This window comes from Prevotella sp. Sow4_E9_plate (genome assembly GCF_052116205.1).
In the GTDB taxonomy this organism is placed as follows: domain Bacteria; phylum Bacteroidota; class Bacteroidia; order Bacteroidales; family Bacteroidaceae; genus Prevotella.
Map to the genome: position 1 here is coordinate 1 of NZ_JBQKLN010000054.1, position 25,331 is coordinate 25,331.

General features: G+C 45.8%; 15 protein-coding genes and 1 pseudogene. 7 read left to right on the plus strand and 9 right to left on the minus strand.

The features are described 5' to 3' along the window. Positions 1 to 190: 190 nt before the first annotated feature. The 7 genes from ACTQ53_RS15210 to ACTQ53_RS15240 all read right to left on the minus strand — a co-directional run bounded on the left by ACTQ53_RS15210 (position 191) and on the right by ACTQ53_RS15240 (position 12,628). Positions 191 to 1,726 carry a sulfatase family protein gene (locus ACTQ53_RS15210; RefSeq protein WP_441933932.1) on the minus strand — a complete coding sequence of 512 codons (1,536 nt, stop codon included), beginning with the start codon at positions 1,724 to 1,726 and terminating at the stop codon, positions 191 to 193. 11 nt (positions 1,727 to 1,737) lie between these two features. Then, the gene (locus tag ACTQ53_RS15215; RefSeq protein WP_441933952.1) at positions 1,738 to 2,964 is read right to left on the minus strand and encodes an anaerobic sulfatase-maturation protein; all 1,227 of its coding nucleotides are present in this window, start codon (positions 2,962 to 2,964) and stop codon (positions 1,738 to 1,740) included. A gap of 80 nt (positions 2,965 to 3,044) precedes the next feature. Beyond that, positions 3,045 to 4,538, minus strand: a complete 1,494-nt coding sequence (locus ACTQ53_RS15220; protein WP_441933955.1) for an arylsulfatase — start codon at positions 4,536 to 4,538, stop codon at positions 3,045 to 3,047. 63 nt (positions 4,539 to 4,601) lie between these two features. Continuing rightward, positions 4,602 to 6,230, minus strand: coding sequence for a sulfatase family protein (locus tag ACTQ53_RS15225; RefSeq protein ID WP_441933957.1), 1,629 nt, complete (start codon positions 6,228 to 6,230; stop codon positions 4,602 to 4,604). A gap of 256 nt (positions 6,231 to 6,486) precedes the next feature. Then, positions 6,487 to 8,160, minus strand: coding sequence for a RagB/SusD family nutrient uptake outer membrane protein (locus ACTQ53_RS15230; RefSeq protein WP_441933934.1), 1,674 nt, complete (start codon positions 8,158 to 8,160; stop codon positions 6,487 to 6,489). A gap of 28 nt (positions 8,161 to 8,188) precedes the next feature. Further along, on the minus strand, positions 8,189 to 11,188 hold the full coding sequence (locus ACTQ53_RS15235; RefSeq protein ID WP_441933936.1) for a SusC/RagA family TonB-linked outer membrane protein: 3,000 nt from the start codon (positions 11,186 to 11,188) through the stop codon (positions 8,189 to 8,191). A 225-nt stretch (positions 11,189 to 11,413) separates the two neighbouring features. Next, positions 11,414 to 12,628, minus strand: coding sequence for an ROK family protein (locus ACTQ53_RS15240; RefSeq protein ID WP_441933938.1), 1,215 nt, complete (start codon positions 12,626 to 12,628; stop codon positions 11,414 to 11,416). 473 nt (positions 12,629 to 13,101) lie between these two features. On the opposite strand from ACTQ53_RS15240, the gene ACTQ53_RS15245 reads away from it, so the two are divergent. The 6 genes from ACTQ53_RS15245 (at position 13,102) to ACTQ53_RS15270 (ending at position 24,358) form a co-directional block, all read left to right on the plus strand. Further along, positions 13,102 to 15,093 (plus strand): glucosamine-6-phosphate deaminase, encoded by a 1,992-nt coding sequence (locus ACTQ53_RS15245; RefSeq protein ID WP_218417320.1) that lies wholly within the window; start codon positions 13,102 to 13,104, stop codon positions 15,091 to 15,093. Between the two features lie 30 nt (positions 15,094 to 15,123). Further along, positions 15,124 to 17,466: a family 20 glycosylhydrolase gene (locus ACTQ53_RS15250; RefSeq protein ID WP_441933940.1), complete on the plus strand. Its 2,343-nt coding sequence runs from the start codon at positions 15,124 to 15,126 to the stop codon at positions 17,464 to 17,466. A gap of 16 nt (positions 17,467 to 17,482) precedes the next feature. Further along, positions 17,483 to 20,635 (plus strand): glycoside hydrolase family 2 TIM barrel-domain containing protein, encoded by a 3,153-nt coding sequence (locus ACTQ53_RS15255; protein WP_441933942.1) that lies wholly within the window; start codon positions 17,483 to 17,485, stop codon positions 20,633 to 20,635. Positions 20,636 to 21,362: 727 nt separating this feature from the next. Beyond that, the gene (locus tag ACTQ53_RS15260) at positions 21,363 to 22,793 is read left to right on the plus strand and encodes an undecaprenyl-phosphate glucose phosphotransferase (RefSeq protein ID WP_441933944.1); all 1,431 of its coding nucleotides are present in this window, start codon (positions 21,363 to 21,365) and stop codon (positions 22,791 to 22,793) included. A gap of 262 nt (positions 22,794 to 23,055) precedes the next feature. After that, positions 23,056 to 23,778 carry a phosphatase gene (locus ACTQ53_RS15265; RefSeq protein ID WP_441933946.1) on the plus strand — a complete coding sequence of 241 codons (723 nt, stop codon included), beginning with the start codon at positions 23,056 to 23,058 and terminating at the stop codon, positions 23,776 to 23,778. Between the two features lie 34 nt (positions 23,779 to 23,812). Next, positions 23,813 to 24,358 (plus strand): beta-class carbonic anhydrase, encoded by a 546-nt coding sequence (locus ACTQ53_RS15270; protein WP_441933948.1) that lies wholly within the window; start codon positions 23,813 to 23,815, stop codon positions 24,356 to 24,358. A gap of 22 nt (positions 24,359 to 24,380) precedes the next feature. Here the strand turns inward: ACTQ53_RS15270 and ACTQ53_RS15275 are convergent, their stop codons facing one another. Then, positions 24,381 to 24,527, minus strand: coding sequence for a hypothetical protein (locus tag ACTQ53_RS15275; protein ID WP_441933950.1), 147 nt, complete (start codon positions 24,525 to 24,527; stop codon positions 24,381 to 24,383). On the opposite strand from ACTQ53_RS15275, the gene ACTQ53_RS15280 reads away from it, so the two are divergent. Further along, complete coding sequence (locus ACTQ53_RS15280) at positions 24,518 to 24,688, plus strand: hypothetical protein (RefSeq protein ID WP_295347664.1); 171 nt, start codon at positions 24,518 to 24,520, stop codon at positions 24,686 to 24,688. The two genes, ACTQ53_RS15275 and ACTQ53_RS15280, sit on opposite strands and share 10 nt — an antisense overlap. 187 nt (positions 24,689 to 24,875) lie before the next feature. Here ACTQ53_RS15280 and ACTQ53_RS15285 read toward each other — a convergent pair. Beyond that, positions 24,876 to 25,115: pseudogene (locus tag ACTQ53_RS15285) on the minus strand (alcohol dehydrogenase); the annotation flags it as partial. Positions 25,116 to 25,331 lie beyond the last annotated feature (216 nt).

The window sequence follows — 25,331 nt, forward strand, 5'->3', positions numbered from 1 at the left end:
GAATGGTATCCAAAATAGGAACCGCCGTATGCGGAACCGCATGTACGGTGGTGTGAGAGGTCGGAAAACGAAAGTAGGAGAAAAACTACTTCGTTTTCCTCCTACTCGATTTATATATAAAAGTTAGTGTTTATATATAAAAGCCAGAACATCGCTGCCCTGACTTTTATTTATTTCATTGTATTTTCTATTATTTTACTCTTCTCAATATATTTTGCATTTCGAAAACAACTTTAGGATTTGCTTCAGCTACATTGTTTTGCTCGTAGAGATTGTCAGAGATTCGATAGAGCTGAGGATTAGGATCGTTGCCGGTTTCAATCTTTGGTCCCCATTTTATCATTTTAGAACCATCATTTGGTTCTATGTATTTCCATTCTTTTGTGCGGATAGAAATTACATGATTATTTGACATTTCTGCAACCCATGGGCGATGGGTGTTATCGTTGCCGAGCAGATTTCCAAGATGGTTCTTGCTGTCGGGTGCACTGCCTTTAGGGAAGGTTGCACCAATCAGATTACCAAAGGATGCCATGAAGTCAATCTGTGACATGAGAACATCTGAAGTCTGATTTGGTTTTACCGACATTGGCCAACGAACGATAACAGGAATAGCCGTACCACCTTCGAAAGCACTGTATTTGTTACCACGCCAAGGACCTGCAGGCTTATGACCATTCAAAAGCTCTTCTGCCTGATCCTGATAACCGTCATCTACAACAGGACCATTATCACTAGTCAACAAAACGATAGTATTCTCTGCAATTCCAAGTTTATCCAATGTCTCCATGATCTTACCTACAGACCAGTCGAACTGCACAATGGCGTCTCCACGCATACCCATGCTGCTCTTTCCACGGAAACGCTGGTGTGGGAAACGAGGCACGTGGACATCGTTGGTGGCAAAATAGAGGAAGAAAGGATGATCGCTGTTTTTCTTGATGAAGTCGATGGCGTGGGTAGTGATGGAGTCGGCGATGTTCTCGTCTTTCCACAATGCCTTACCGCCACCCTTCATATAACCGATTCTGCCGATGCCGTTCACGATAGACATATTGTGGCCGTGGCTCGACTTCATATTATAGCACAACTCAGGATTGTCCTTTCCGGTAGGTTCGCCAGGGAAGTTCTTGAAATAGCTTACCTCGATAGGAGCCGACGGATCGTAGTTAGCTACCATGCCGTCTTCGATGAAAACACAAGGCACACGGTCGGCTGTGGCTGCCATGATGTAGTGATGGTCGAAACCTATGTCGGCAAGGGCTGCTGGCAATGGGGCATTCCAGTCTTGCTTGCCTGTTTCTGCACCCAAGCCCAAGTGCCACTTACCGATGGCACAGGTAGAATAGCCTACGCTCTTGAACATATCAGCTATGGTAAACTGGGTAGGCTGGATAATCATTCCCGCATCGCCCGGTGCTACGTCGGTACCTGGTCGGCGCCATGCATACTCACCCGTGAGCAGGGAGTAGCGGGATGGGGTACTGGTGGAAGCGATGGCGTGGGCATCGGTGAAGCGAATACCCTGCTTGGCCAGTTTATCTACGTTAGGAGTCTCTACGTTCTTGGCACCATAGCATCCCAGGTCGCCGTAGCCGAGGTCATCGGCGAGGATGATGATGACGTTAGGTTTCTGCTGATTGTTGGCTTTCGCCTTCTTGGCACCCATGCCTGCCGTGCAAACCAGGGGCGACATCAGGGCGATAGTCATATAAGTTTTGTTCATTTCGATAATCGTTAGTTATTTTTTAAAACATTCATAATGTTGGCAGGCGGACGCTGGGCGAGGAGTTCCCGTTTCATAAAGTCCATGTAGGGAGACACATGCGTATAGTACTGATAGTATCCTTGGCAGAGATAGTTCAGGCCCGGCTCTCCATACTTATCCTTCTCGAACCTGTTCTTGGGGCATTCGCCATGGCAGGCGAACTCCATGTCGCATTCCTTGCACTGGCGGGGCAGCGAAGTATGCTTCAACCGGCTGAAAGCCTGCTGCTTTTCGCCATAAAGCATGTCGATGAGTGACTGCTCCCTGATGTTTCCCAGTTTGTATTCAGGAAAGACAAAGTGGTCGCAGGAATATACATCGCCATTGTGTTCCATCACGCCTGCATGACCGCACTCCTTGGAGTAGGCGCAGATGCCTGGCAGCACCCCCATCCAGTTGGCAAGTGTGCAGTCGAAGATTTCCACAAAGGTCTTACCCACATCGTGGCGCACCCAGTCGTCGAAGATGGTGCAGAGGAAGTTGCCCCACTGTTGCGGGGTAACGGAAGCATCTGCAAGCGGAATCTCCCTGTCGTCGGCAAGACTCGCCAGGGTGCGACCGTCTTCATGTTCCGTCAGTCGCTCCACGATAGGGGTAAACTGCAAGTACTGGCAACCGTTGTCTCTGAAGAAATGATAGAACTCCAGCGGATGTCCAGCGTTGTAGGCATTGACCACTGCCATAGCATTCCATTCCACCCGATGCTTCTTCAGCAGGCTGATGCCCTGCATCACCTTTTCCCAGGAAGGCTTTCCGGCAGGAGTCATGCGATAGTGGTCGTGATATTCCTGGGGGCCGTCGATAGAAATGCCTACCAGCCAATGGTTCTTGGCAAAGAATTCGCACCATTCGTCGGTGAGGAGTGTGCCGTTGGTCTGGATGGCGTTATCTATCTGTTTGCCGTGGGCGTACTTCTTCTGAAGCGCCAGTGCTTTCTTGTAGAAGTCGATGGAGCGCATCAGCGGCTCACCTCCATGCCAGGTGAAAAGCACCTGCGGCATGGTTTGTGCCTCGATGTACTCTCGGGTGAATTGCTCCAGCATCTCATCGCTCATCAGATGGCGGTGGGAGTTCTGGTAAAGATTGTTCTTTTCCAGATAATAACAGTATTTGCAAGCCAGGTTGCAATGGGCACCTGCCGGCTTCAGCATCACATACAGTGGTTTGGCAAATGGGGTTGCTATGTTGTCGTTCATCATATTTTTTCTTTTTAGAAATCGGTTGGAATCTCGCAAAAATAGGAGATGGAATCAGAACTTGGTCAGAGTCATTTTCCTTAAAACTCTGGCAGCGTTATCTTGAAGTCCTTGCTGTCTCTGTGCTCCTTCTGGATGGCAGCCAGCAGATCTTTCACGATTTCAGGATGTTCTGCCGCCACATCGTGGTCTTCGTGAATATCCGAAGCTAGGTTGTAGAGGCGAGGCTTGCCTTTTACTACTACCATCTTCCAGTCGCCCTTTCTCACGCCAATCTGGTCGGTCTCATGAAATTCCCAATAGAGGTATTCGTGGTGCTTCTGCTCGGCATCCTTGCCCAGAAGGGTAGGAGCGATGGAAATACCGTCGAAGCCGTCGCCAGCCAACTTCCTGTTGGTGTAGCGCTTGGCGAAGTTCTTGATTCCGGCAAGGTCGCAGAAGGTTGGCATCAGGTCGTAGAAGGCAAACTGGGTATCGTTTACGCTGCCTGCCTTGATATGCTCTGGCCACCAGGCAATGAATGGGATGCGGATTCCGCCCTCGTAACACTGGCGCTTTAAGCCTTTCAATTTTCCGTCGCGACCGAAGAACTTCGGATCGGCACCGCCTTCCTCATGAGGACCGTTGTCCGAGGTAAAGAAGACCACGGTGTTCTTGTCTAGGCCCTTCTCCTTCAGCTTGGCGAAGATTTCGCCTACATACTGGTCAAGACGGGTAATCATTCCGGCAAACTGTGCGTGGGTATGAACCACGGCGTTGTATCTTGAGTCTTCCCATCCTCCCCAAGTCTTGTCCTCGAAGAATTTCTTCTGATAGTTCTCTAAAATGGAATCTTCTGGTTGAGCCAACTCTGCGTGAGGTAGGGTATAGGTAAGGAATCCTACGAAAGGATGCTTATTATCCTGCTTGTCAATCCACTCCAAAGCCTTGTCGTGGATGATGCGGGCAGAATACTGCTTGCGTTTGAAATAGTCCTTGCCGAACATCGGGTACTGGATATTCTGCTCCATGATATCTCTTACCACAGCCGTATCACCCAACGACTTGCTGTAACGGTTCAGGAAGTTGGGATAATAAAGATGTGCCTGGAACTGACAGATGTAGCCGTAGAATTCATCTACGCCACGCTTGTCGGGAGTAGAGGCAGAACCTTCGTATCCGCCTGCCCATTTTCCGAAGACGCCGGTGCGGTAGCCCTTGTCCTTGAGCATTTCCGGAAGAATCTTATGCTGCGGGTCGTAAGGTTCCTGCCCCACCACAGAAAAGTCCTCGTTTATTCCATACTTTACCATCGGTACGTTTCTCCAGTATTCCTTGTTGCCTTTTACGTGGGTGTGACCCGAATGCTGACCGGTCATGATTGTAGCACGCGAAGGGGCTGAAACCGGCGAACCGGCGTATGCCTGGGTGAATCGCATTCCCTCCTTTGCCATCTGGTCGATGTTGGGGGTATGGATGTAAGGCTGACCGTAGCAAGCCAAATCACCATATCCCATATCATCGCAGAGGATAAAGAGGATATTCGGCTGTTGTACGTTCTGTTTAGCTCCAGCAAGGGTAGGTAGGCAAATCATACCTACCCCTGTGAGCCATATTGTTTTGCTAGTTCTATTCATAAATCTGTAATCTTAGATTTCTTATTCGTCTACCTTCAAATTCTTGCGGTAGTTAGCGAGCAACTTCTTCAGTTCCTTCTCAATCTTCTGAGTGCCGGGCTTGCCGTAGATGTTGTGCTGCTCGTTAGGGTCTGCCTGGATGTCGTATAACTCCCAGTAGTCGATGTCTGCATCATTGGTGAAGTAGTTGATAGACTTCAGGGCATTGAAGCAGTTGTTTTCTCTTGTGCCTGGTTGTCCCTGATACTTATTTTCTACCACAGCTCTTTCTCCACCCTTGCCATAGAAGTGAATCAGCTTGTAGCGTTCTGTGCGAACACCATCGTGCTTGCGTACAAGATGATATGTAGGATAGTCGTAGTAGTGATAGTACAGGCTCTTGCGCCACTTCTTCACAGGCTGTCCGGCGAACAGAGGCTGTAGCGATGTTCCAGGCATGTACTTAGGCTTCTCCAAACCCGCCAAGTCGAGGAAGGTAGGGGCGAAGTCGATGTTCTGAACCATCTGGTTGCACTCGCTCTTTGGCTGGATGTGCTTAGGATAGCTGATGATGAGCGGAGTGTGGAATGACTCCTCGTACATGAATCGCTTGTCGAACCATCCGTGCTCGCCCATGTAGAATCCCTGGTCGGATGTATAGACAATGATGGTGTTGTCGGTGAGGTTGTTCTTGTCGAGATATTCCAGCAGTCTGCCCACACTCTCATCTACAGAGGCAATCACAGCCATGTAGTCGCGGATGTAGTTCTGGTATTTCCACTCGATCAACTCCTTGCCAGTCAGGTTCTTGCTCAGGAACTCACGGTTTCTTGGCATGTAGTAGGCATCGATGATGGCACGCTGCTTTGGAGTCATGCGGTTCATCTCGCCCATCAGACCGGCATAGGAATCTCTTCCCTCTGGAGTAGAAGGATCGTACATTTCTGGGACCTTCAGGTCGCGTACCATCTCCATGTACTTGTCGATAGACATCTTCTGTGTAGAAGCTGCAGAACCACGGGTTTCATAATCATCCCAGAAAGTCTCTGGCAACGGGAAGTTAACGTTGGCATACTTGTTTACATACTTGGTGTTAGGCATCCAGAGGCGGTGTGGTGCCTTGTGGTGAACCAGAAGACAGAATGGCTTGTTCTTGTCGCGGTTGTTCAAGTACTCGATAGCATGGTCGGTGATCAAATCGGTAGCATATCCCATCTCCTGCTTGAAGTTACCATACTGTCCGGTAGAAGCGAAGGTAGGGTTGTAGTACTGCCCCTGGTCATCTAGAACATGATAGTAGTCGAATCCCTTCGGACTGCAGGACATGTGCCACTTGCCCACAACGGCAGTAGAATAGCCTGCCCCCTGCAGCAGTTCTGAGAAGAAGGTCTTGGTAGAGTCGATACCCTCGGCAAGCTGTCGCTGTCCGTTCTGGTGACTGTAAAGACCGGTCATAAGACATGCACGGCTTGGTGTAGAAAGCGAGTTCTCCACGAAAGCCTCGTTGAATTTCATTCCTCTTTCAGCTAGGCGGTCGATATTTGGTGTTGGTGCCAATTTGGAGATAGGGCTACCGTATGCACTGATGGCTTGCATGGCATGGTCGTCACACATAATATACAAGATGTTAGGACGATCTCCTGCATTCTGTGCAAAGATCGACAACGGCATTACTTGTAGCGCTGCCAATGCGAGTAATGAGCGGTTGTTTTGCTTACGATTGTTGTTAACCATAACTTTTCAATTGTATAATTAAAAATTAGTGCTGATTCTATTTGAGTTTTTTGATGCTGATATGGAAAATTATATAGATTAAGAGATTGCAAAAAGAGGGAGTGCCGTCTCGGCACACCCTCTAAATTTTTTACATGAACTCTATTTTATAAAAACTAGCATCATGTTACTTAATATATGATTACCTATGAAGTTATCTCTTCAAGTTAGGGTTCTTCTCAACATCTGATGTTGGATATGGACAGTAAATTCTATCTTCTGTCCAAGAACCAGAAACGGTAACACTTTCCTTTGCTGTATAGGTTTTGCCATCCTGCTCAGCTACTACGAGAGGAGCATTAGCAACACGGTAGTCGAAGTTCTTCTTGAGTTCGTCCATACGAAGCTCGTCAGAACGACGTGTAACCATTGATACCCAGTTACCAGCAACTTCCCATCCGTGCTCGATGTAGCAAGCTTCAGCCAACTGCTCTGCATTCATGTCAGCAATCTTCACGGTAGTACCGTTGGTCAAAGTAACATTCTCTACGTCTGTAACGGCACGGCTGCGAACCTGACGGAGACAATCCTTAGCTTTGTTCAGGTCACCACCAGAGCGAGCTGCACTCTCAGCATACCAGAGAAGAATCTCAGAGTAGCGGATGAGGTTGTGACGGCGGTCGTTGATCATACCACCCCAGTTAGGAGCCTGGTAATCATAAGCCTGACGGAGCATGTTGCCGTTCTCGTCTGAGTTAACGGTGAAGATACAGAACATTGGGTGATAAGCTTCAACCTCTGGAGTCTTTCCGTCTTCTTTAAGAGCCCACCAATCTACAGCCTTAGTAATAGTGTTTCCATCCTGGAATGTTACCTTAGGAGCGTAGATAGCATTCTTGCGAGCACCCTCTGGGAATCTCTTCCAGAATGCGATTTCACCCCAAGCGTCACCCCAGCCACCATCGCCGAGACCTTCGAAGCGGCAGCAGGAAGAAAGCTGAGAGTCATGATCCCACCAACCACGAGCGTCGTTGTTGATACCAAGCACGGTCTCCATGTTGTAGTTGTTACCCATAGAGTAAACATCCTTCCACTCTGGGTTCAGGATGAAACCGTAAGAACCGTTGTTGTCGATGACAGACTTAGCCTGCTCTGCTGCGAGCTTGTAGTACTCTGTACCCATATTGAGTGGGTAACCAGCCATAGACATGTAAACTGCTGACAGGGTAGCCTGTGCAGCCTGTTTGGTTGTCCAGATATCAACACCGAACAAACGGCTAGGCTCCTTCTCATACTTGGTAGGAAGCTCGTTAACGGCTGCCTTCAAGTCTGAAACAATCAGTTCATATACATCCTTTACACTAGATGGAGCAACCTCCAACTGTGAAACGTTGGTACCGGTAATCAATGGCACAGGACCGAATACACGTACCAGGTAGTAGTAAGCGTATGCACGCCAGAAGTGTGCATTACCCAAAGCTACGTTAATCTTATCCTGAGCAACAGGAGCCTTATTTGCACTCTCAGTAATCAGGTTAGCAGCCTTGATTACAGAATAGTGCTGGTTCCATGCGTCTGTTACACCCTTGTTGGCACCATCAGATGCAAAAGCATCGAGGGCAGCACAAGCCTGCTTGTTAGAACCAGGGTTAGCAGTAATATCATCACCCTGCCACTGTGGGTACATAGGGTTGGTCCAGCTCTGTGTCTGGTTGATTCTGTCATACAGTGCGTTAACACTTGCAGTAAGGTCCTCTTCGCTATTGAAGAAGTTGTTAGGGGTCAAGTGTCCTTTTGGATCCTCATCCAGGAAGTCTCCACAAGAAGAGAATGTAAACAAGGATGCTGCCATGAGACAACCCATATATAATAATTTTCTAGTTTTCATAATTATTACAGTTTTTAGATTGTTGGAATTAGAAGTTAATACGAACACCCATTGTGATGGTACGAGGGTTAGGGTAAGCACCCATATCCAAACCATTGTCACGGTCTACACCATTGTCACTGAATGAAGCACCTGCAGGGTCAATACCCTTATAGCCGGTAATGGTGAAGAGGTTCTGAGCTGAGAGTGAGAGACGGATGTCTGCCAACTTGGTTACGCTGCGTGGGAATGTGTAAGCGATGCTGATATTCTCACAACGCAGATAGTTAGCATTTTCCAACCACTTGTCTGAGTTTCCGTATGTCTTGTTCTCTGCGCCAACTGTAGGCATGGTAACACCGATGTTGTTGAAGTAATCCTTATCGGTTACGAACATAGATGCACCTACCATTGAGTTCATGGCGTAGCGAACCATATTCAAACGCTTGGCACCGAATGCTGCATTGAAGAAGGCATTGAAGTCCCAGTTCTTATAACTTACTGTATTGTTCCAACCTAATGCGAAGTCTGGGTTTGAACGACCTAATACGAAGCGATCCTTTGAAGCATCAGGAGTAGCTGTTGTTCCACCATCTGCAGTGTAATACATATCAATATATTCACCCTTTGCATTCTTTTCAACACCAGCCCACTTGAAGCCGTAGAATGTACCGATAGCTTCACCTTCCTTGATGATGGTACATGGGTCAACAGTACCTGGAGAAGGGCTTGTACCATAAAGAATAGGAGAATCAGCAGTCAACTTGGTAACCTCGTTCTTGATGTAGCTGGCATTCAATGTAGATGACCATGACCAGTCCTTGGTCTGGATAATCTGTGCATTGATTGTAGCATCAAAACCCTTGTTGCTTACCTCACCGGCATTTACCCAGTATGATGTGCCACCCAGGTAACCAGGAGCTGATGTTGTCAGGAGGGCATCCTTTGTCTTCTTGTCGAAGTAGTCTAAGCTGATGCTCAAACGGTTGCCGCAGAAACCGAGGTCAACACCGAGGTCAAACTGATGAACCTTCTCCCATGACAAGTCAGGAGTTGCAAGACCATTTGCCCAGTAACCTGTGTAAGACTGATTAGTACCGTATGTGAAACCGGTTGTACCCAAAGAACCCAATGTAGAGTAAGGAGTAATATCCTGGTTACCGATGATACCGTAGCTTGCACGGATCTTCATGTATTCTACTGCATTCTTGATAGGCTCCCAGAACTTTTCGTTAGAGATGGTCCAAGCTGCAGCTGCTGATGGGAAGTAACCCCACTTCTTATTGGTGAAGCGGCTAGAACCATCCGCACGGAATGTACCAGTCAACATATAGCGGTCTGCATAGTTGTACATAACACGAGCTACACCAGAGAGCATGGTCCACTTGCTATAGCCGTTGCTAGGATTCTTGGAAGCTGCATCTGCTACGTTCCAGTAACCCAGCTGCTCGTGAGCAATACCAGTTCCAGAGAGACCCATGCGGCGAACCTCATTAGAGGTAACTTCCCATACGCCTGTAGCTGTCAAACCGTGATCACCCCACTTGTTGCTGTAAGTCAAGTTGTTGGTTGACTGCAACGCTGTAACTGTTGCATCGTTGTTGCCCATATTGTTACCAGCTGCGTTCACCTTTGTAGATGTGAAGCTATACCATTTGTAATCGTTATAGTCGATACCGTTGGTAGTGGTGAATGTCAAGCCTTTGAGAAGGTTGAATTTCAAGTCAACGTGACCTGTAACCATGGTACGCTTACGGTCGTTTTCACTACCATGGAGAATACCGTAAGGGTTGTTCTGGATGTTATTGTATGGGTCTTTATTATACTTACCGTTTGCATCCATCATCTCCATAGTAGGAGAGTAGTTCAAACCAACCCAGATAGGGTTAGACTGGTTCTGGGCGAAACCTGCACCTGAGTTGTCAGTCTGAGAGAGGTTGATATCGGTGGTCATTTCCAACCAGTCGAAAATCTTATTGTGCATGTTAGCCTTGATAGCGTAACGTCTAGACTTGGTATCAACGATAACACCCTTCTGGTCCATTACGTTGGCAGAGAAGTAAGTCTGAGTCTTGTCATTACCCTGAGTCAAAGAAACCTTATAGTTCTGGGTAATACCAGTCTGGAGCAATTCGTCCATCCAGTCGATACCTGCCTTTGTGCCATTCAGATAATCCTGAACTGCACTCTGAGAAACACCCTTATGGTCTACCAAAGCCTGAGCATACTGCTTGGTGCTCATTACTTCAGGGATATGGTAAGCATTAGAGAAGCCGAAGCTACCGTCGAAAGTAACCTGAGTTGCACCAGCCTTACCGGTCTTGGTCTGTACCATTACAACACCATTTGCACCACGTGCACCATAGATAGCGGTAGAAGAAGCGTCCTTCAAAACCTGGATGCTCTGGATATCCTCAGGGCTGATACCCTCAAGACCTGTCTCGCGAACAATACCGTCAACTACGTAGAGTGGGTCGTTGCTCTTGTTAACAGAGCTGGCACCACGTACACGAATCTTCATTGCACCACCAGGAACACCGCTTGACATTACCTGCACACCAGACATACGTCCGTTGAGGGCATCCTCAACACGTGCAACAGGCTGATCCTTGAAGCTCTTGCCTTCCATGACAGCAACAGATCCTGCCAAGTCAGCCTTCTTTACAGTACCGTAACCGATAACAACAGTTTCTTCGAGCATGTTGGAATCGTCTTCCATGGTAACGTTCAAAGCAGTACCGTTCCAAGTAAGAGTCTGTGGCTTGTAACCTACATAAGTGATTGTAATCTTAGCACCCTTAGCTACATTTGCAAGGCTAAAGTTACCGTCAAGGTCAGTAATCGTACCACCAGTCTTACCATCAATTCTGATGGTAGCACCGATAACAGGTTCACCGTAAGAATCCTTTACTGTACCTGTACATGAGTTTTGCTGCTGGGTAGCATTAGCAATAACCGAATTGCTCTGAGCTGCCAATGCAGTAACAGTGCTCAGTGGTGACATGGCACCCAATAGCGCTGCAAAATACAAATTTGCTCTTTTTTTCATAGGTTTGTAATTGTTTATGTTAGTTATTATTTCTTCTCGTATAAACTTTGTTTTTATCTTATTCTTTTGGCAGTTGGCTCAGATGAACCTGTCACCGCCTATTTGGTTTTTGAATTGTGGAGTAGCCGTTTTACCGGCTACTCCCAACTCCTGTCAAATGAATAGTTGATAAAAAGTTAGTTAGTAAAATCTTTAATGCTTTTGTCTAATAAGCTAGATTATTTATTATCTTTCTTCGCTCAAGAGTCTGTGTCTTGCCATCAGACAGGCTCCCGTGATACCAGCCAGATCTTTCAGTTCTGATGTAACAATCTGCGAATCCTCGTTCATGATGTTGAGCGAATGCTTTTTTATACCCATGTTGACCGGTAGCGTCAGATAATCGCCAGTGACTGACATTTCTCCTCCGATGACCAGCATCTCTGGGTTAAAGATATTGATGATTCCTGCCAATTGCTTGCCCAGTTCGTCTGCAATATGTTGCAGGGTAGCTAGGCTAAGCACGTCTTCTTTTGCTATCGCATCAAGAATATCTTGAAGCGTGATGTCTTCTTTTCTGTTGAGCACCTTGTCAGACAGGATGGAAGTCTTGCCTTCCCGAATCTTCTCAGTTAACTTTCTCTTGAGTGCTCTACCCGAAACTTCAGTTTCAATACATCCAATCTTGCCGCAGTGGCAGATGATGTTGTTGTTGTAGGCTGTCATGTGACCAAACTCACCCGAATATCCGGATTTACCGTAGTACAGTTGACCTCTCATGATGATTCCGATGCCTAATCCCCAGCATACGTTCACAAAGATGACATCTTTCAGTCCTCTGCAGCGTCCCTTCACAAATTCAGCGAAAGCCATGCTTCTTGAATCGTTCTCGATGCAAACCGGCAACTGAATCAGCTCTGTGAGCTTGTCTGTGAGTGATTCCTTCAAGAAGGTGTACATGTTGTAGGCTCTTCCTTCGAAAGGATTCACACGTTCTGCTACATTTACGCAAACTTGAAGTATTTCTTCCTTTGAAACAGGAAGAGAGGCGATGAAATCGTTGATGATTTTTCCTACTTTTTCCAGATTCTCAGGAGTATTCTCGTATACGTAAGGTACCCTTGTCTTTTCTGTTATTAGGTTTCCGCTGAAATCGCTGGCAGCTAGAGCCAGACAGTCCATTTCTGGGTTCACTCCGACAAAATATCCAGCGGTAGGAATCAGGTCGTATACCATAGGGATGCGTCCAGTAGAATTGTCTTTCTTGCCAATCTCTGTAACCAGCCCAGCCTTCATCAGTTCGTTGAGGGCGCTAGTGGCAGTCGGCAGACTTACTCCGACAGCCTTGCTCATCTCTGGAATGGTGGCAGCACCTTGAGAGATGAAATGCGCTAGCAGTTTACTCTGAACTGAAGGCTTTTTATTTAGTTTCCTAATATATTTTATTATGTCAGATATCATAATTTAAAAACTTTATTTGCAAAGATAGTCTTTTTATAAATACATGCAATATTTTTCTTGTTAATAAAACTTAAATAGCCAAATTTTCTTTATTTTTCCCTGTTTCTGATAGTCTACACTGTCTATATACCTAATTATATATATAAGCATAATTGCCAGTTTATTTATTTTAGCTATTTATGTTAATCAAATATACTAGTTAGGTATAAATAGCTGAATGAGTGGGTAAAACTACACTCAATATAGGTTTTTACAGCCTGAAAAGATAAAAATGCTTTCATTTTAGAATTATTAACTATAAAAACATGGAAATGTATGATAAATCATGTAATTTTGCAAAATAAAAAATTTTAATAACGATATTGCTATAAATAAACGAGTTTAAATAATCCGAATGTTAAAAACAATGCGTTATCTTTATGAGTAGAAACCTAGTAAACATATTAAATAATAATCGTTAAAAGATATAAATTATGAGGCTCAATCTAAGTTCACAAATTGTACTTAACAAAGTACCAGTTGAATTCTACAAGCCTAAGACGACTGTAGAATACTCAGAAATCTCTAGAATGGAGAAGATTCGTACAGACATCTTTGCTTCAATGGCAGAAGGTGCCAGTCATGTTGCCGATGGCATTGCAGCAGGTATCAAGGCTGCTCAGCACGATGGCAAGTTCTATGTGATGGCACTCGGAACCGGTTCTTCACTCACTGCTGTGTATGAGGAACTCATCCGCCGTTATCAGGAGAAGACATTGAGTTTCCGCAATGTTGTGGTATTCAATGCTTATGAGTATTATCCACTCCAGCAGGAGAGTTCTCTCCGTACCATCAACCAGCTGAAGGAGCGTTTCCTCAGTCACGTAGACGTTCAGGAGCAGAACATTTTCTCTCTTGATGGTTTCGTGGCTCAGGATGCAGTACAGGATTGCTGCCGTCTTTATGAGCAGCGCATCAAGACCTTCGGAGGTCTCGACGTAGCTCTTATCGGTATCGGCCGTTCTGGTAACATCGCAGCCAATGAGCCAGGTTCTGGTATCCAGTCAGTTACCCGCCTTATCTTGATCGGCAACACATCACGTGAGGAGATGGAAGCTAGCGAGCAGACCAAGGAAACCATTCCTCCATGTTCACTTACCATGGGTATTGCCACCCTTCTTTCTGCCAAGACGGTTTATCTTACAGCTTGGGGCGAGGAAAAGGCAGAAATCATGCAGAAGGTAGTAGAGAACTCTATTACTGATACATTGCCTGCATCGTTCCTTCAGACACATCCTGATGCTCATGTAGTTCTCGACCTGAGCGCAGCAGCTCACCTTACTCGTATCGAGCATCCTTGGCTCGTAACTTCTTGCCAGTGGACTGATAAGTTGGTTCGCTCTGCATTGGTATGGCTCTGCCAGAAGATTGGTAAGCCTATCCTGAAGTTAACCAATAAGGATTATAACGAGAACGGTTTGAGCGAACTCCTGGCTCTCTATGGTTCTGCTTATAATGCAAACATCAAGATTTTCAACGATTTGCAGCATACAATTACAGGCTGGCCAGGCGGTAAGCCAAACGCAGACGATACCTATCGTCCAGAGCGTTCTAAGCCATATCCAAAGCGTGTCATCGTATTCTCACCTCACCCAGATGATGACGTTATCTCTATGGGCGGTACTATCCGTCGTCTGGTTCAGCAGAAGCATGACGTACATGTTGCTTACGAGACATCAGGTAATATCGCAGTAGGTGATGAGGAAGTAACAAGATTCATGCACTTCATCAATGGTTTCAACCAGCTCTTCGCTGATTCTAAGGACAGCGTAATCTCTGACAAGTATAAGGAGATCAAGACATTCTTCGCCAAGAAGAAGGAGAGCGACTTCGATACAAGAGACATTCTGACCATCAAGGGCTTGATTCGCCGTGGTGAGGCTCGTACAGCTTGTACCTATAATGAGATTCCTCTCGATCACGTTCACTTCCTTGATTTGCCATTCTATGAGAGTGGAAAGATTGAGAAGTTGCCTATGACAGAGAAGGACGTTGAGATAGTTAGAGCTTTGTTGCAGGAGGTTAAACCTCATCAGATTTACGTAGCAGGTGACCTTGCTGACCCTCACGGAACTCACAAGAAGTGTACTGATGCCGTTCTTGCCGCTATCGACGAGGAGAAGAAGGCAGGTGCAGAGTGGTTGAAGGACTGCCGCATCTGGATGTACCGTGGTGCATGGGCAGAGTGGGAGATAGAGAACATCGAAATGTGTGTTCCTTTGAGCCCAGAAGAGTTGAGAGCTAAGCGTAACTCTATCCTCAAGCATCAGTCTCAGATGGAGAGTGCTCCTTTCTTGGGTAATGACGAGCGTCTGTTCTGGCAGAGAGCTGAAGACCGCAACCGTGCTACAGCTTCCCTTTACGACCAGTTGGGCTTGGCTTGCTACGAGGCAATGGAGGCTTTCGTAGAGTATAAGCCTCTCTAATTTCTACATCTAATAATATTATTTAATATAATGAAAAAAATCAATCAACTTTTAGGTTCTTTGATGGCTTGCGTTGCGATGTTGGGAGCTTTCCCAACATCGTCAGCAGCAGCTGATATCAATATTATTCCTATTCCTGTCAAGACCCAGATCCAGAAGGGTGAGTTTGTTCTGCCACAGAAGGTGGTGATTTCTTACCAGACCGCAGACGGTAAGAATATCGCTCAGTACATGGCAGACAAGCTGAAGGCTTCTACCGGCTACGATGTAACCGTTGGTGGCAAGAAGGGCAATATCTCTATTCTGATTTCTCCATCCCTCAAGATGGCAGAAGAGGGCTACCGTCTCACCGTTACAGCCAAGGGTGTAGTCATCAAGGCTAAGACAGGCAAGGGTGCTTTCTATGGTATGCAGAGTTTCATGCAGTTGTTGCCTGCGCAGGTAGAGAGTGCAACCAAGGTGAATGGTGTCAAATGGGTGGCTCAGTGCTGTGACATCCAGGATGCTCCACGTTTCGGTTATCGCGGATTCCATCTTGATCCATGCCGTCACTTCATCACTGTAGAGAACGTAAAGAAGCAGCTCGACCTGATGTCTATGTTCAAGGTGAACACCATGCACTTCCACCTGACCGAGGATCAGGGCTGGCGTATCGAAATCAAGAAATATCCTAAGTTGACCTCTATCGGTGGCTATCGCCTTCAGGGTGACGGCTCTACCTATGGCGGTTTCTATACACAGGAGGAAATCAAGGACATTGTAGCTTATGCAGCTAAGCGCTACATTACCGTGATTCCAGAAATCGACCTTCCTGGCCACATGATGGCAGCCATCTCTGCTTATCCTTATCTTTCTTGCAAGGGCGAGCAGTGGACTCCTAGAATGGTATGGGGTGTTGAGGATATCGTGATGTGTCCTGGTAAGGAAGATATGTTCAACTTCCTGGAGGATATTGTTCGCGAAGTGGTACCTTTGTTCCCTGGCAAGTATTTCCACATTGGTGGTGACGAGTGTCCTAAGACCAGCTGGAAGAATTGCCCTACCTGCCAGAAACGTATCGAGGCAGAAGGCTTGCAGGCTGACGGTAAGCACTCTGCAGAGGAAAGATTGCAGAGCTACGTCATCAAGCGCATGGAGAAGATGCTGGCTAAGTACGACAGAAAGATCATCGGATGGGATGAAATCCTGGAAGGTGGCTTGAGCCCTGATGCTACAGTCATGTCTTGGCGCGGAACATCAGGTGGTATTTCTGCTGCTCTCCAGAAGCATGATGTCATCATGACTCCAGGTAGCGGTGGTCTGTATCTCGACCATTACCAGGGTGATTATAAGATTGAGCCAGTTACTATTCCTAGTGCTCCAGCTTATCTTTCAAGAACCTATAATTATGAGCCTGTTCCTGATACCATCAAGTCATTGGGCTTGGAGAAGCATATCCTCGGTGTTCAGTGCAACAACTGGTCAGAGTATATGTATACCAATGCCAAGATGGAGTATCAGATGTATCCTCGTTCTCTGGCTCTTGCTGAGATTGCATGGTCTCCAGCCAAGAAGAAGAACTTCACAGACTTCGCACGTCGTGTAGATGCCAACAGCGTCCGCCTGGATGAGCGTCATGTACGTTATCATATTCCATTGCCAGAGCAGCCATACGGTTCTTGTGACAAGGTTGTGATTACCAAGGATACTGTAGTTACATTCCAGACATCACGTCCTATGAAGATGGTTTATACCTTGGACGGTTCTATTCCAACTCCATCTTCTGCAGTCTATACAGAGCCTATCAAGGTGAGCGGCAATACTACTATCAAGATTGCTACTGTTTTGCCTTCTGGCAAGATGAGCAAGGTGAGAACCATCGATGTAGAAAAGCAGACCTATGCTCCAGCAGTGAAACTCAACGATGCAAAGGCTGGTTTGCAGTTGCGCCGCATGAAGGGAAACTATCTGAAGGTTAATCAGCTGGAATTGGCTGATGCTGAGTGGCAGGACTGTGGTACTGTAGAGAATCTTAACAAGATGAAGGTAAGTCAGCCTGATGATGCTGCAACTTTGCGTGGTGCCAATAATTATGCAGCCATAGCAGAGGGTTACATCAATATTCCTGAGGATGGAGTTTACTATCTCTCTTCCCGTATGGAGCAGGTTTGGATTGACAACAAGCTCGTCATCAACAACGAGGGTGCAGTGAAGGCTGGTACCAACTCAGACAACTCTGTAGCATTGGCTAAGGGCTTGCATCCTGTGAAGTTCGTTTATCTGTGCAATATCGTAGGTGGTTGGCCATCATGGTGGAGCAACCTTACTCTCGAAATGCGCAAGGACAACCAGAAGAAGTTTACCGGCGTAGCTGGAACTCAGTATTTCCACTAATATCGGATAATAAATCATGAAAATCAGAACCATCGCAAATGTATCACTTTGCCTTGCCATGCTTTCTATGAGCGGTGGCGTAGCGGCTCAGAGCGAGTCGCGTTGGCAGAACGTGAATATCAATCAGCAAAACAGGGAGCCTCGTCGTGCTTCTTTCTTTGCTTACGAGAACCTTGATAAGGCACAGAACTTTGACAAGAAGAAGTCGGCCAACTACCTTTCCATGGAAGGTATGTGGAAGTTCAACTTCGTGAAGGATCACAACAAGCGTCCTGCCAACTTCTTTGATGTCAAGTATGATGATTCGCAGTGGAAGGATTTCCCTGTACCGGGATTGTTCGAATTCAATGGCTATGGCGACCGTACCTATAAGAACATCGGTTATGCATGGGCTACCCAGTTTGATCCAAATCCTCCTTACATCAGCGAACTCAACAACTACACCGGCTCTTATCGCCGCACCTTCGAACTTCCAGCAGACTGGAAGGGCAAGGATGTTTATTTCCATGTAGGTTCTGCCACCAGTAACCTGACTCTCTGGGTGAACGGCAAGTACGTGGGATATAGCGAGGACAGCAAGGTGGCTGCCGAGTTTAATATCTCCAAGTATCTCAAGCCAGGAAAGAATCTCATTGCCATGCAGGTGATGCGCTGGTGCGATGGTTCTTATTTTGAAGACCAGGACTATTGGCGCTTCACGGGTATTGCCCGTGAGGTGTATCTCTATGCACGTCCTAAGCTTCATGCAGCTGATGTCCGCCTGAATGCCGGTCTTGAGAATAACTTCAAGGATGGTGTCCTGGATTATCATATCTCTCTTCAGGGAGGCAAGAGCGATGTTTCCATCAGCTTATGTGACAAGGATGGCAAGCAGATAGCTCAGGCAACAGGTGCTAAGGGTACTATCAAGGTGCCGAATGTAAAGCCTTGGACTGCAGAGACTCCTAATTTGTATAAGATATTCATCACCTTGAAGAATAAGCAGGGCGTATCTGAGGTGATTCCTCAGAAGGTAGGTTTCCGCAATGTGGAAATCAAGAATGCCCAGCTTCTGGTGAATGGTCAGCCTATACTGGTCAAGGGTGCCGACCGTCATGAGATTGATCCTGATGGTGGATATGTCGTTAGCGTAGAGCGCATGATTCAGGACATCAAGATTATGAAGCAGCTGAACATCAACGCTGTCCGTACATGTCACTATCCTGATGATCCTCGCTGGTACGACCTCTGCGATGAATACGGATTGTATATCACAGCCGAGGCAAACCTGGAATCTCATGGTATGGGATATGATGAGAAGTCTCTCGCTAAGTTCCCTGAGTACATCGTACCTCATATCGAGCGCAACGAGGGTAATGTCAAACCGCTCATCAATCATCCTTCCATCATCGTATGGAGCTTGGGTAACGAGTGTGGTTATGGCGTCAACTTTGAAAAGGCTTACGATTGGGTCAAGGCTTACGACAAGACCCGGCCCGTGCAGTATGAGCGTGGCGGATATGACAGCAAGACAGATATCCACTGTCCTATGTACATAGGTTACGAGGAGAGCGAAAGCTACTGCAAGAGCAATGGTAGCAAGCCATACATCCAGTGTGAGTATGCCCATGCCATGGGCAACTCTATGGGTGGATTCAAGGAGTATTGGGATCTGATCCGCAAGTATCCTAAGTATCAGGGTGGTTATATCTGGGACTTCGTAGACCAGGGTGTTCGCGACAAGAGCCCTATCACCGGCAAGGAAATCTTTACCTATGGTGGTGACTATGGACGTTATCCTGCCAGCGACTACAACTTCAACTGTAACGGTATCATTTCTCCAGACCGTCGCTTGAATCCTCATGCTTATGAGGTTCAGTACTATCTCCAGAATGTATGGATTAAGGATCTGGATGCAGCTAATGGTACTTTCAATGTCTATAATGAGCATTTCTTCAAGAACATTGACGACCTGAAGCTTACTGCAGCAGTCTATACCAACGGCGTTCTCCTGTCTACAGTAGAGATTCCTGGAACCAAGGGCATTGCTCCTCAGACCACCAGGTTGGTGAAGAGTGATGCTTTGCAGGAGGCTGTTGCCAAGGCAGAAGCAGAGCATGCCAGAGAGGAAATCACCGTCAACTTTGCCTTTGCCAGCGATGGTTCAGAGCCTTTAGTTGACAAGGGACAGGTGATGGCCCGCCAGCAGTTTGTCATCAACGGTTATGAGTTTGACAATGTTGATACACCTATCGCTGAAGCAGCTCCAGCCAAGAAGGGTAAGGCTAAGGTTCAGACCGCCAGCAACCTGGAGGTAGAAGAGACCAATTCCTATGTAAAGGTTACAGCCAAGCGCATGTCGGTTACTGTAGGTAAGTTGACCGGTATGATTGATTATCTCGATGTAGATGGTGAACCAATGTTGAAGTTCCGTGAGAGCATGACTCCAGAGTTCTGGCGTGCTCCTACCGATAACGACTATGGTGCATCCTTGCAGAAGGCGATGAGAGTATGGAAGAACCCTCAGATGAATCTGAAGTCATTCGATAAGAGTGAGAGTCAGGACAGCGTGGTTCTTACTGCAATCTTCGATATGCCTGAGGTTAAGGCACAGCTGGAACTCCGTTACCGCATCAATTCAGAGGGTGAAGTAGCTGTTACTGAGAAGATGACAACCGATAAGGAAGCTAAGGTGGCCGACTTGTTCCGTTATGGTATGCAGTTGCAGATGCCAGTAGCCTTCTCTAAGTTGGAGTACTACGGTAGAGGTCCTGAGGAGAACTACATCGACCGTCATTCTTCCTCTTTCATCGGAAAGTACGAGGCAGACGTAAAGGATGAGTATTATCCATACGTTCGTCCACAGGAGAGTGGTAACCATACCGACATCCGTTACTTCTCTATCTTCAATCCAACCACCGGCAAGGGAATCACCTTCGAGGGGTATGCACCTATGGAGTGCAGTGCCATTCCTTACCTGGTAGAGGATTTGGATGCAGGCATCGAGAAGAATCATGCCTGGGGCCAGCACAGTGGCGACCTGGTAGAAAAGGGCTTGGTTCAGTTGCACATCCAGCAGCGTCAGTACGGTTTGGGCTGTATCGACAGCTGGGGTTCAAAACCAATGGATAAGTATCGCATGCACTATCAAGACCGCAACTTCAGCTTTGTAATCAAGGCTAAGAAATAATAGGCATTAATGAATTATTAAATCCTGGGCATCAGCTGATTGCTCAGGATTTTTTTATTCTGTCCTCATCTCCAAGCATTCTCTGTCTACATCAATCCCCTCACTCTGAATGATGCTGCAAAGATACAAAATCTGGAATCGGCACTTCATACTTGCTCACACTTTCTCATACTTGGTGTATCTCTTTAACAGCTTAAGCAAGCTACTTGTCTTTCAAAAGTAAGATACTTACGGGGCATAAGTATGATACTTACGAGGCAAAAGTAAGATACTTGCGGTCAAAATCCTGAACTTTAGTGCTGAAAGACTGAACTCTGAATATGAATATTGAAAAAAAAACTGCGTTAAATATGTGTTAAATACATGTATTAACTATCTGTATATCATTTCTTTATATTCTTTCTTGATCGCGCTGTATATCAAAGATGTGAAACCTATAAGTTCAGCTTCAGAAATTCAGAAACACTCCATTTTCCCTAACGCCCTTATTTCTGAATGACGAAGAGGAAATTTTGGCAGGATAGGGCGGTCTTTCTGTCTCAATGCCTGTAAATTGTATAGAAAAACACTATAGTAATGTGATTTTTTTGGTTCATTTTGTTTCAAAATGCATTTTTTCTCCAAAATATTTTGTTCGTTCGACATTTATTATTATCTTTGCTCCATTTAAAAACAAATTTGTCTTTTAAAGAATATATCTGGTAAGAACTATAATAATAATGCATATATGATAAATAAGAACTACAGAGGAAACGTACTGGTGAGACGTTTGGTAATTTGTGCCGATTTCGTCATCCTAAATTGTCTGTTACTTGTCTATACTGAGTATGGAACGCAGATTATCCCTGATTATTTCGATGCAGCGACGAAGATTACATTTTTCGTTGCCAATGTTGCCTTGTTCCTAAGCGAGTATAACTACTCAACTATCATTCATGTAAGAAAGATAGGTTTCCTCCAGGTTTTGAAACGGACATTATGTCTGGCGGCATCTACCGTATTTCTGTTCTTTGTCTTTGTAAGACTGCTCAGTCATGGAGGTCAGATGTTCTCTTTTGCAGCTATCTTTGGCGTATCATTTTATTTCTTTCTGATTCTTTCAAGACTTTGCGAACTTAATATGCTGAAGTACTATCGTGCCAGAGGCCATAACTGCCGTACGGTAGTCTTCGTTGGCAACGATCCGGCAATCAGTGAAATGTATCAGACGATGACCGAGGATCCATCTGCAGGTTATATCGTCAAGGGCTATTATGCTGATGCCGAAATAGCCAAGGCTCCTGACGGTTTAAAGAAAATAGGAAGTCTCAAGGATCTCAATGGCATTTTATCGTCTACGATCAATGATACCATTAATGGAGAACCAAGCAACATTGATGAAGTATTCTGTTGCCTATCTCATAAAGATTCTGAACGGATTGTGAAGATTATGCAGTTCTGTGACAAGAACGTGATCCTTTTCTACTATCTTCCACGTGTCTTTGGTGAGTATAAATTACATCTGGATGCCCAGAATTTCATGGGCAGAACCGTATATTCCAATCACAAGGAGCCGTTGACTCTCGTTTCTAACCGCATTGCCAAGCGAGCATTCGATGTCGTGGTGAGTGGACTTATCTGTCTCTGCGTTCTGCCGTTCATCCCTATCATAGCTCTCATCATCAAGACCCAGAGTCCGGGACCTATCTTCTTCAAGCAGGCAAGAACAGGTTTGAATGGTGATACATTCTACTGTCTGAAGTTCCGTTCCATGCATGTGAATAAGGATGCAGACAAGGCGCAGGCAACCAAGGATGACCCAAGAAAGTTTGCTTTCGGCAACTTCATGCGAAAGACGAACATCGACGAGTTCCCTCAGTTTATCAATGTCCTGAAGGGCGATATGAGTATCGTAGGTCCTCGTCCTCATATGTTGCATCATACTGAGGTATATGGCAGTTTGATAGACAAGTATATGGTTCGCCATTTCTCCAAGCCTGGTATCACCGGTTGGGCACAGGTTACAGGATTCCGAGGTGAGACCAGGGAGTTGTGGCAGATGGAGGAGCGTATCCGCCGAGACATCTGGTATATCGAGAACTGGTCGTTCTGGCTCGACATCAAGATTATCTTCCTGACAGCCAAGAGCATCATCTTCCCAGATAAGAATGCTTATTAAAAAAATGATAAGATAAAAAAGAGCGATTCTTGCATTAACTCTGCAGGAATCGCTCTTTTTTGTGTAATCAAGTGAATTTTCAAGATGTTATGAATATGAAGTATTGTTGCCCCTTTATGATAATAGTTTCGCATTATATGGAGCACATTACCAATGTCTGGCTTCCTGCCTATTTATCATAATGGTACTTAGAATCAGCATTTTTTGATTAATTAATAGTTGTTTTACTCACATTTTTAACAAATATCATTACCTTTGCACCATGAAAACATTATTAGACGTTCATACACATACAATAGCATCAGGTCATGCCTACAGCAGTTTGCAGGAAATGACCTTGGCAGCAAAAGAAAAGGGGTTGGAAATTCTGGGAATCACAGAGCACGGTCCCAATATCCCGGGTACCTGTGACCCTATCTATTTCAGAAACCTTCATTGCGTTCCACGCCAGCTCTATGGAATCAAACTGATGCTGGGAGCAGAACTCAACATCCTCAATACTCAAGGGGATATCGACCTCGACGAGGATTACTGGCGCATGCTTGACATCCGAATAGCTGGCATTCATAGCCTTTGCTGGCAGGGAGGAACCAAGGAAGAGAACACACATGGTGTCATCAATGCCATGCGCAATCCCTTCGTGCAGATCATCTCACATCCCGGTGACGGTACGGCAGATCTGGATTTCGAGGTATTGATGAAAGTTTCAAAGGAGACGCATACCCTGCTTGAGATTAACAACCACTCCATGGCTCCCATCCGTCACAAGACAGTGGCTGCTCCCAATAATCTGGAACTGTTGGAGCTTGCCAAGAAGTATGAGACTCCTGTCATCTTTGGAAGTGATGCCCATTTCTCTACGATGATTGCCGACTACAGCAACATCATGCCGCTGGTAGAGAAAGCAGAGTTCCCGGATGAGCTGGTTCTCAACTATCAGCCAGAGAAATTCATGGCTTACCTCAAGCCTACCCCAGAGAAATAGGAAAATTTTGTTTCACAGTTCAATTTACACGACTATGATTATAGAAGAAATCATCAAATATAATGAAAACTTCGTGGCCAGCAAGGGCTACGAAAAGTATCTTACGAGTAAATATCCGGACAAGAAGCTTGCCATCCTTTCCTGTATGGATACCCGCCTGACAGAGCTTCTGCCAGCAGCCCTGGGCCTGAAGAATGGAGATGCCAAGTTCATCAAGAATGCCGGTGGACTCGTAATCAGTCCATTCGACTCAGCCATGCGCAGCCTCCTGGTTGCCATCTATGAACTGGGTGTTGAGGAAATCATGGTCATTGCCCACTCCAACTGCGGTGCCTGTCACATGAACGGCCAGCAGATGAAGGAATTGATGTTGAAACGTGGCATCCATCAGGATGTCATCGATACCATCGGACTTTGCGGCATCAATCTCGACCATTGGCTGGAGGGATTCCACGATACTGAGGATTCAGTAAGGAATACAATCAATACCATCCGTACCCACCCTCTCGTACCAAAGGATGTCAATCTGCATGGCTATATCATCGACTCACAGACGGGTAAGCTCACTGAAGTAAAATAAAAGCAAAATACGCTTAATATGGCTAAGGATGGTTCTCCTCCAGAATCATCCTTAGCAACTCTTCATTTGCCTCGTTGTTGACCTCAGCATCCTTCAACTCGGAGAAATAGTCAAGCGTAGCGGAACATTCGCCTAGCAGGAGTAAAGGCAAAGGAGGTGATGACTCCATCCATCGTAGTAGAATCAGCCAACATGAATCTGACTACCAAGGAGTTTTACGAACAGAAAGAATGGAAATTCTCACGCATTCCCGTTTATGACAACAACAAGGATATCATTGTGGGATACGTATTGAAATATATGGTTCTCAAATCCTCTTCTTGTTGTTAGAAAAGATAGGATATGTTGTTGGAAAAGATAGGATATGTTGTTGAGACAGTTAGTATCTCCGGTCGCACAACAGCTGTTGTGCGCTTGCATAACAGCTGATATGCGCATGCACAACACCTGTAGTGCATGTGGTGGTCAACTGTTATGTGCCAACAATTATCCAGACTTATAACACCATCTCTCTAGTTTAACCAGGAAATATCGCAACCTTGATGACGCCATCCTTGCGGTTTTCAAAGACATCGTATGCCTCTTCTATTCTTGAAAGCGGGAAACGATGGGTAATCAGAGGAGTGGTATCTATCTTTCCCTGGGCTATCAAATCAAGGATTTCCTCACAGTCGCATCCATCCACACCTCCCGTCTTGAAGATGAGGTTCTTGCCATACATATCAGGAAGCGGAAGCATCTGCGGCTTGTCATACACGATGGCATCATGCGCATCTATCATCGTAGGCTTCTCCTTCTCAGTGAAGCCAAATTCTCCTTGCTTGATATATGTAAATGCTTTCATTGGATATTAATTATTTTATAGGGTGTCCAGTTCTCTGTTCTTAAAAACAAGCTGGAAACATCCCTGTTAATTGTTAATATTACGCTCTGATATTTAACGTTTCATGTAACGAAATAGTTCTTTGAAAAT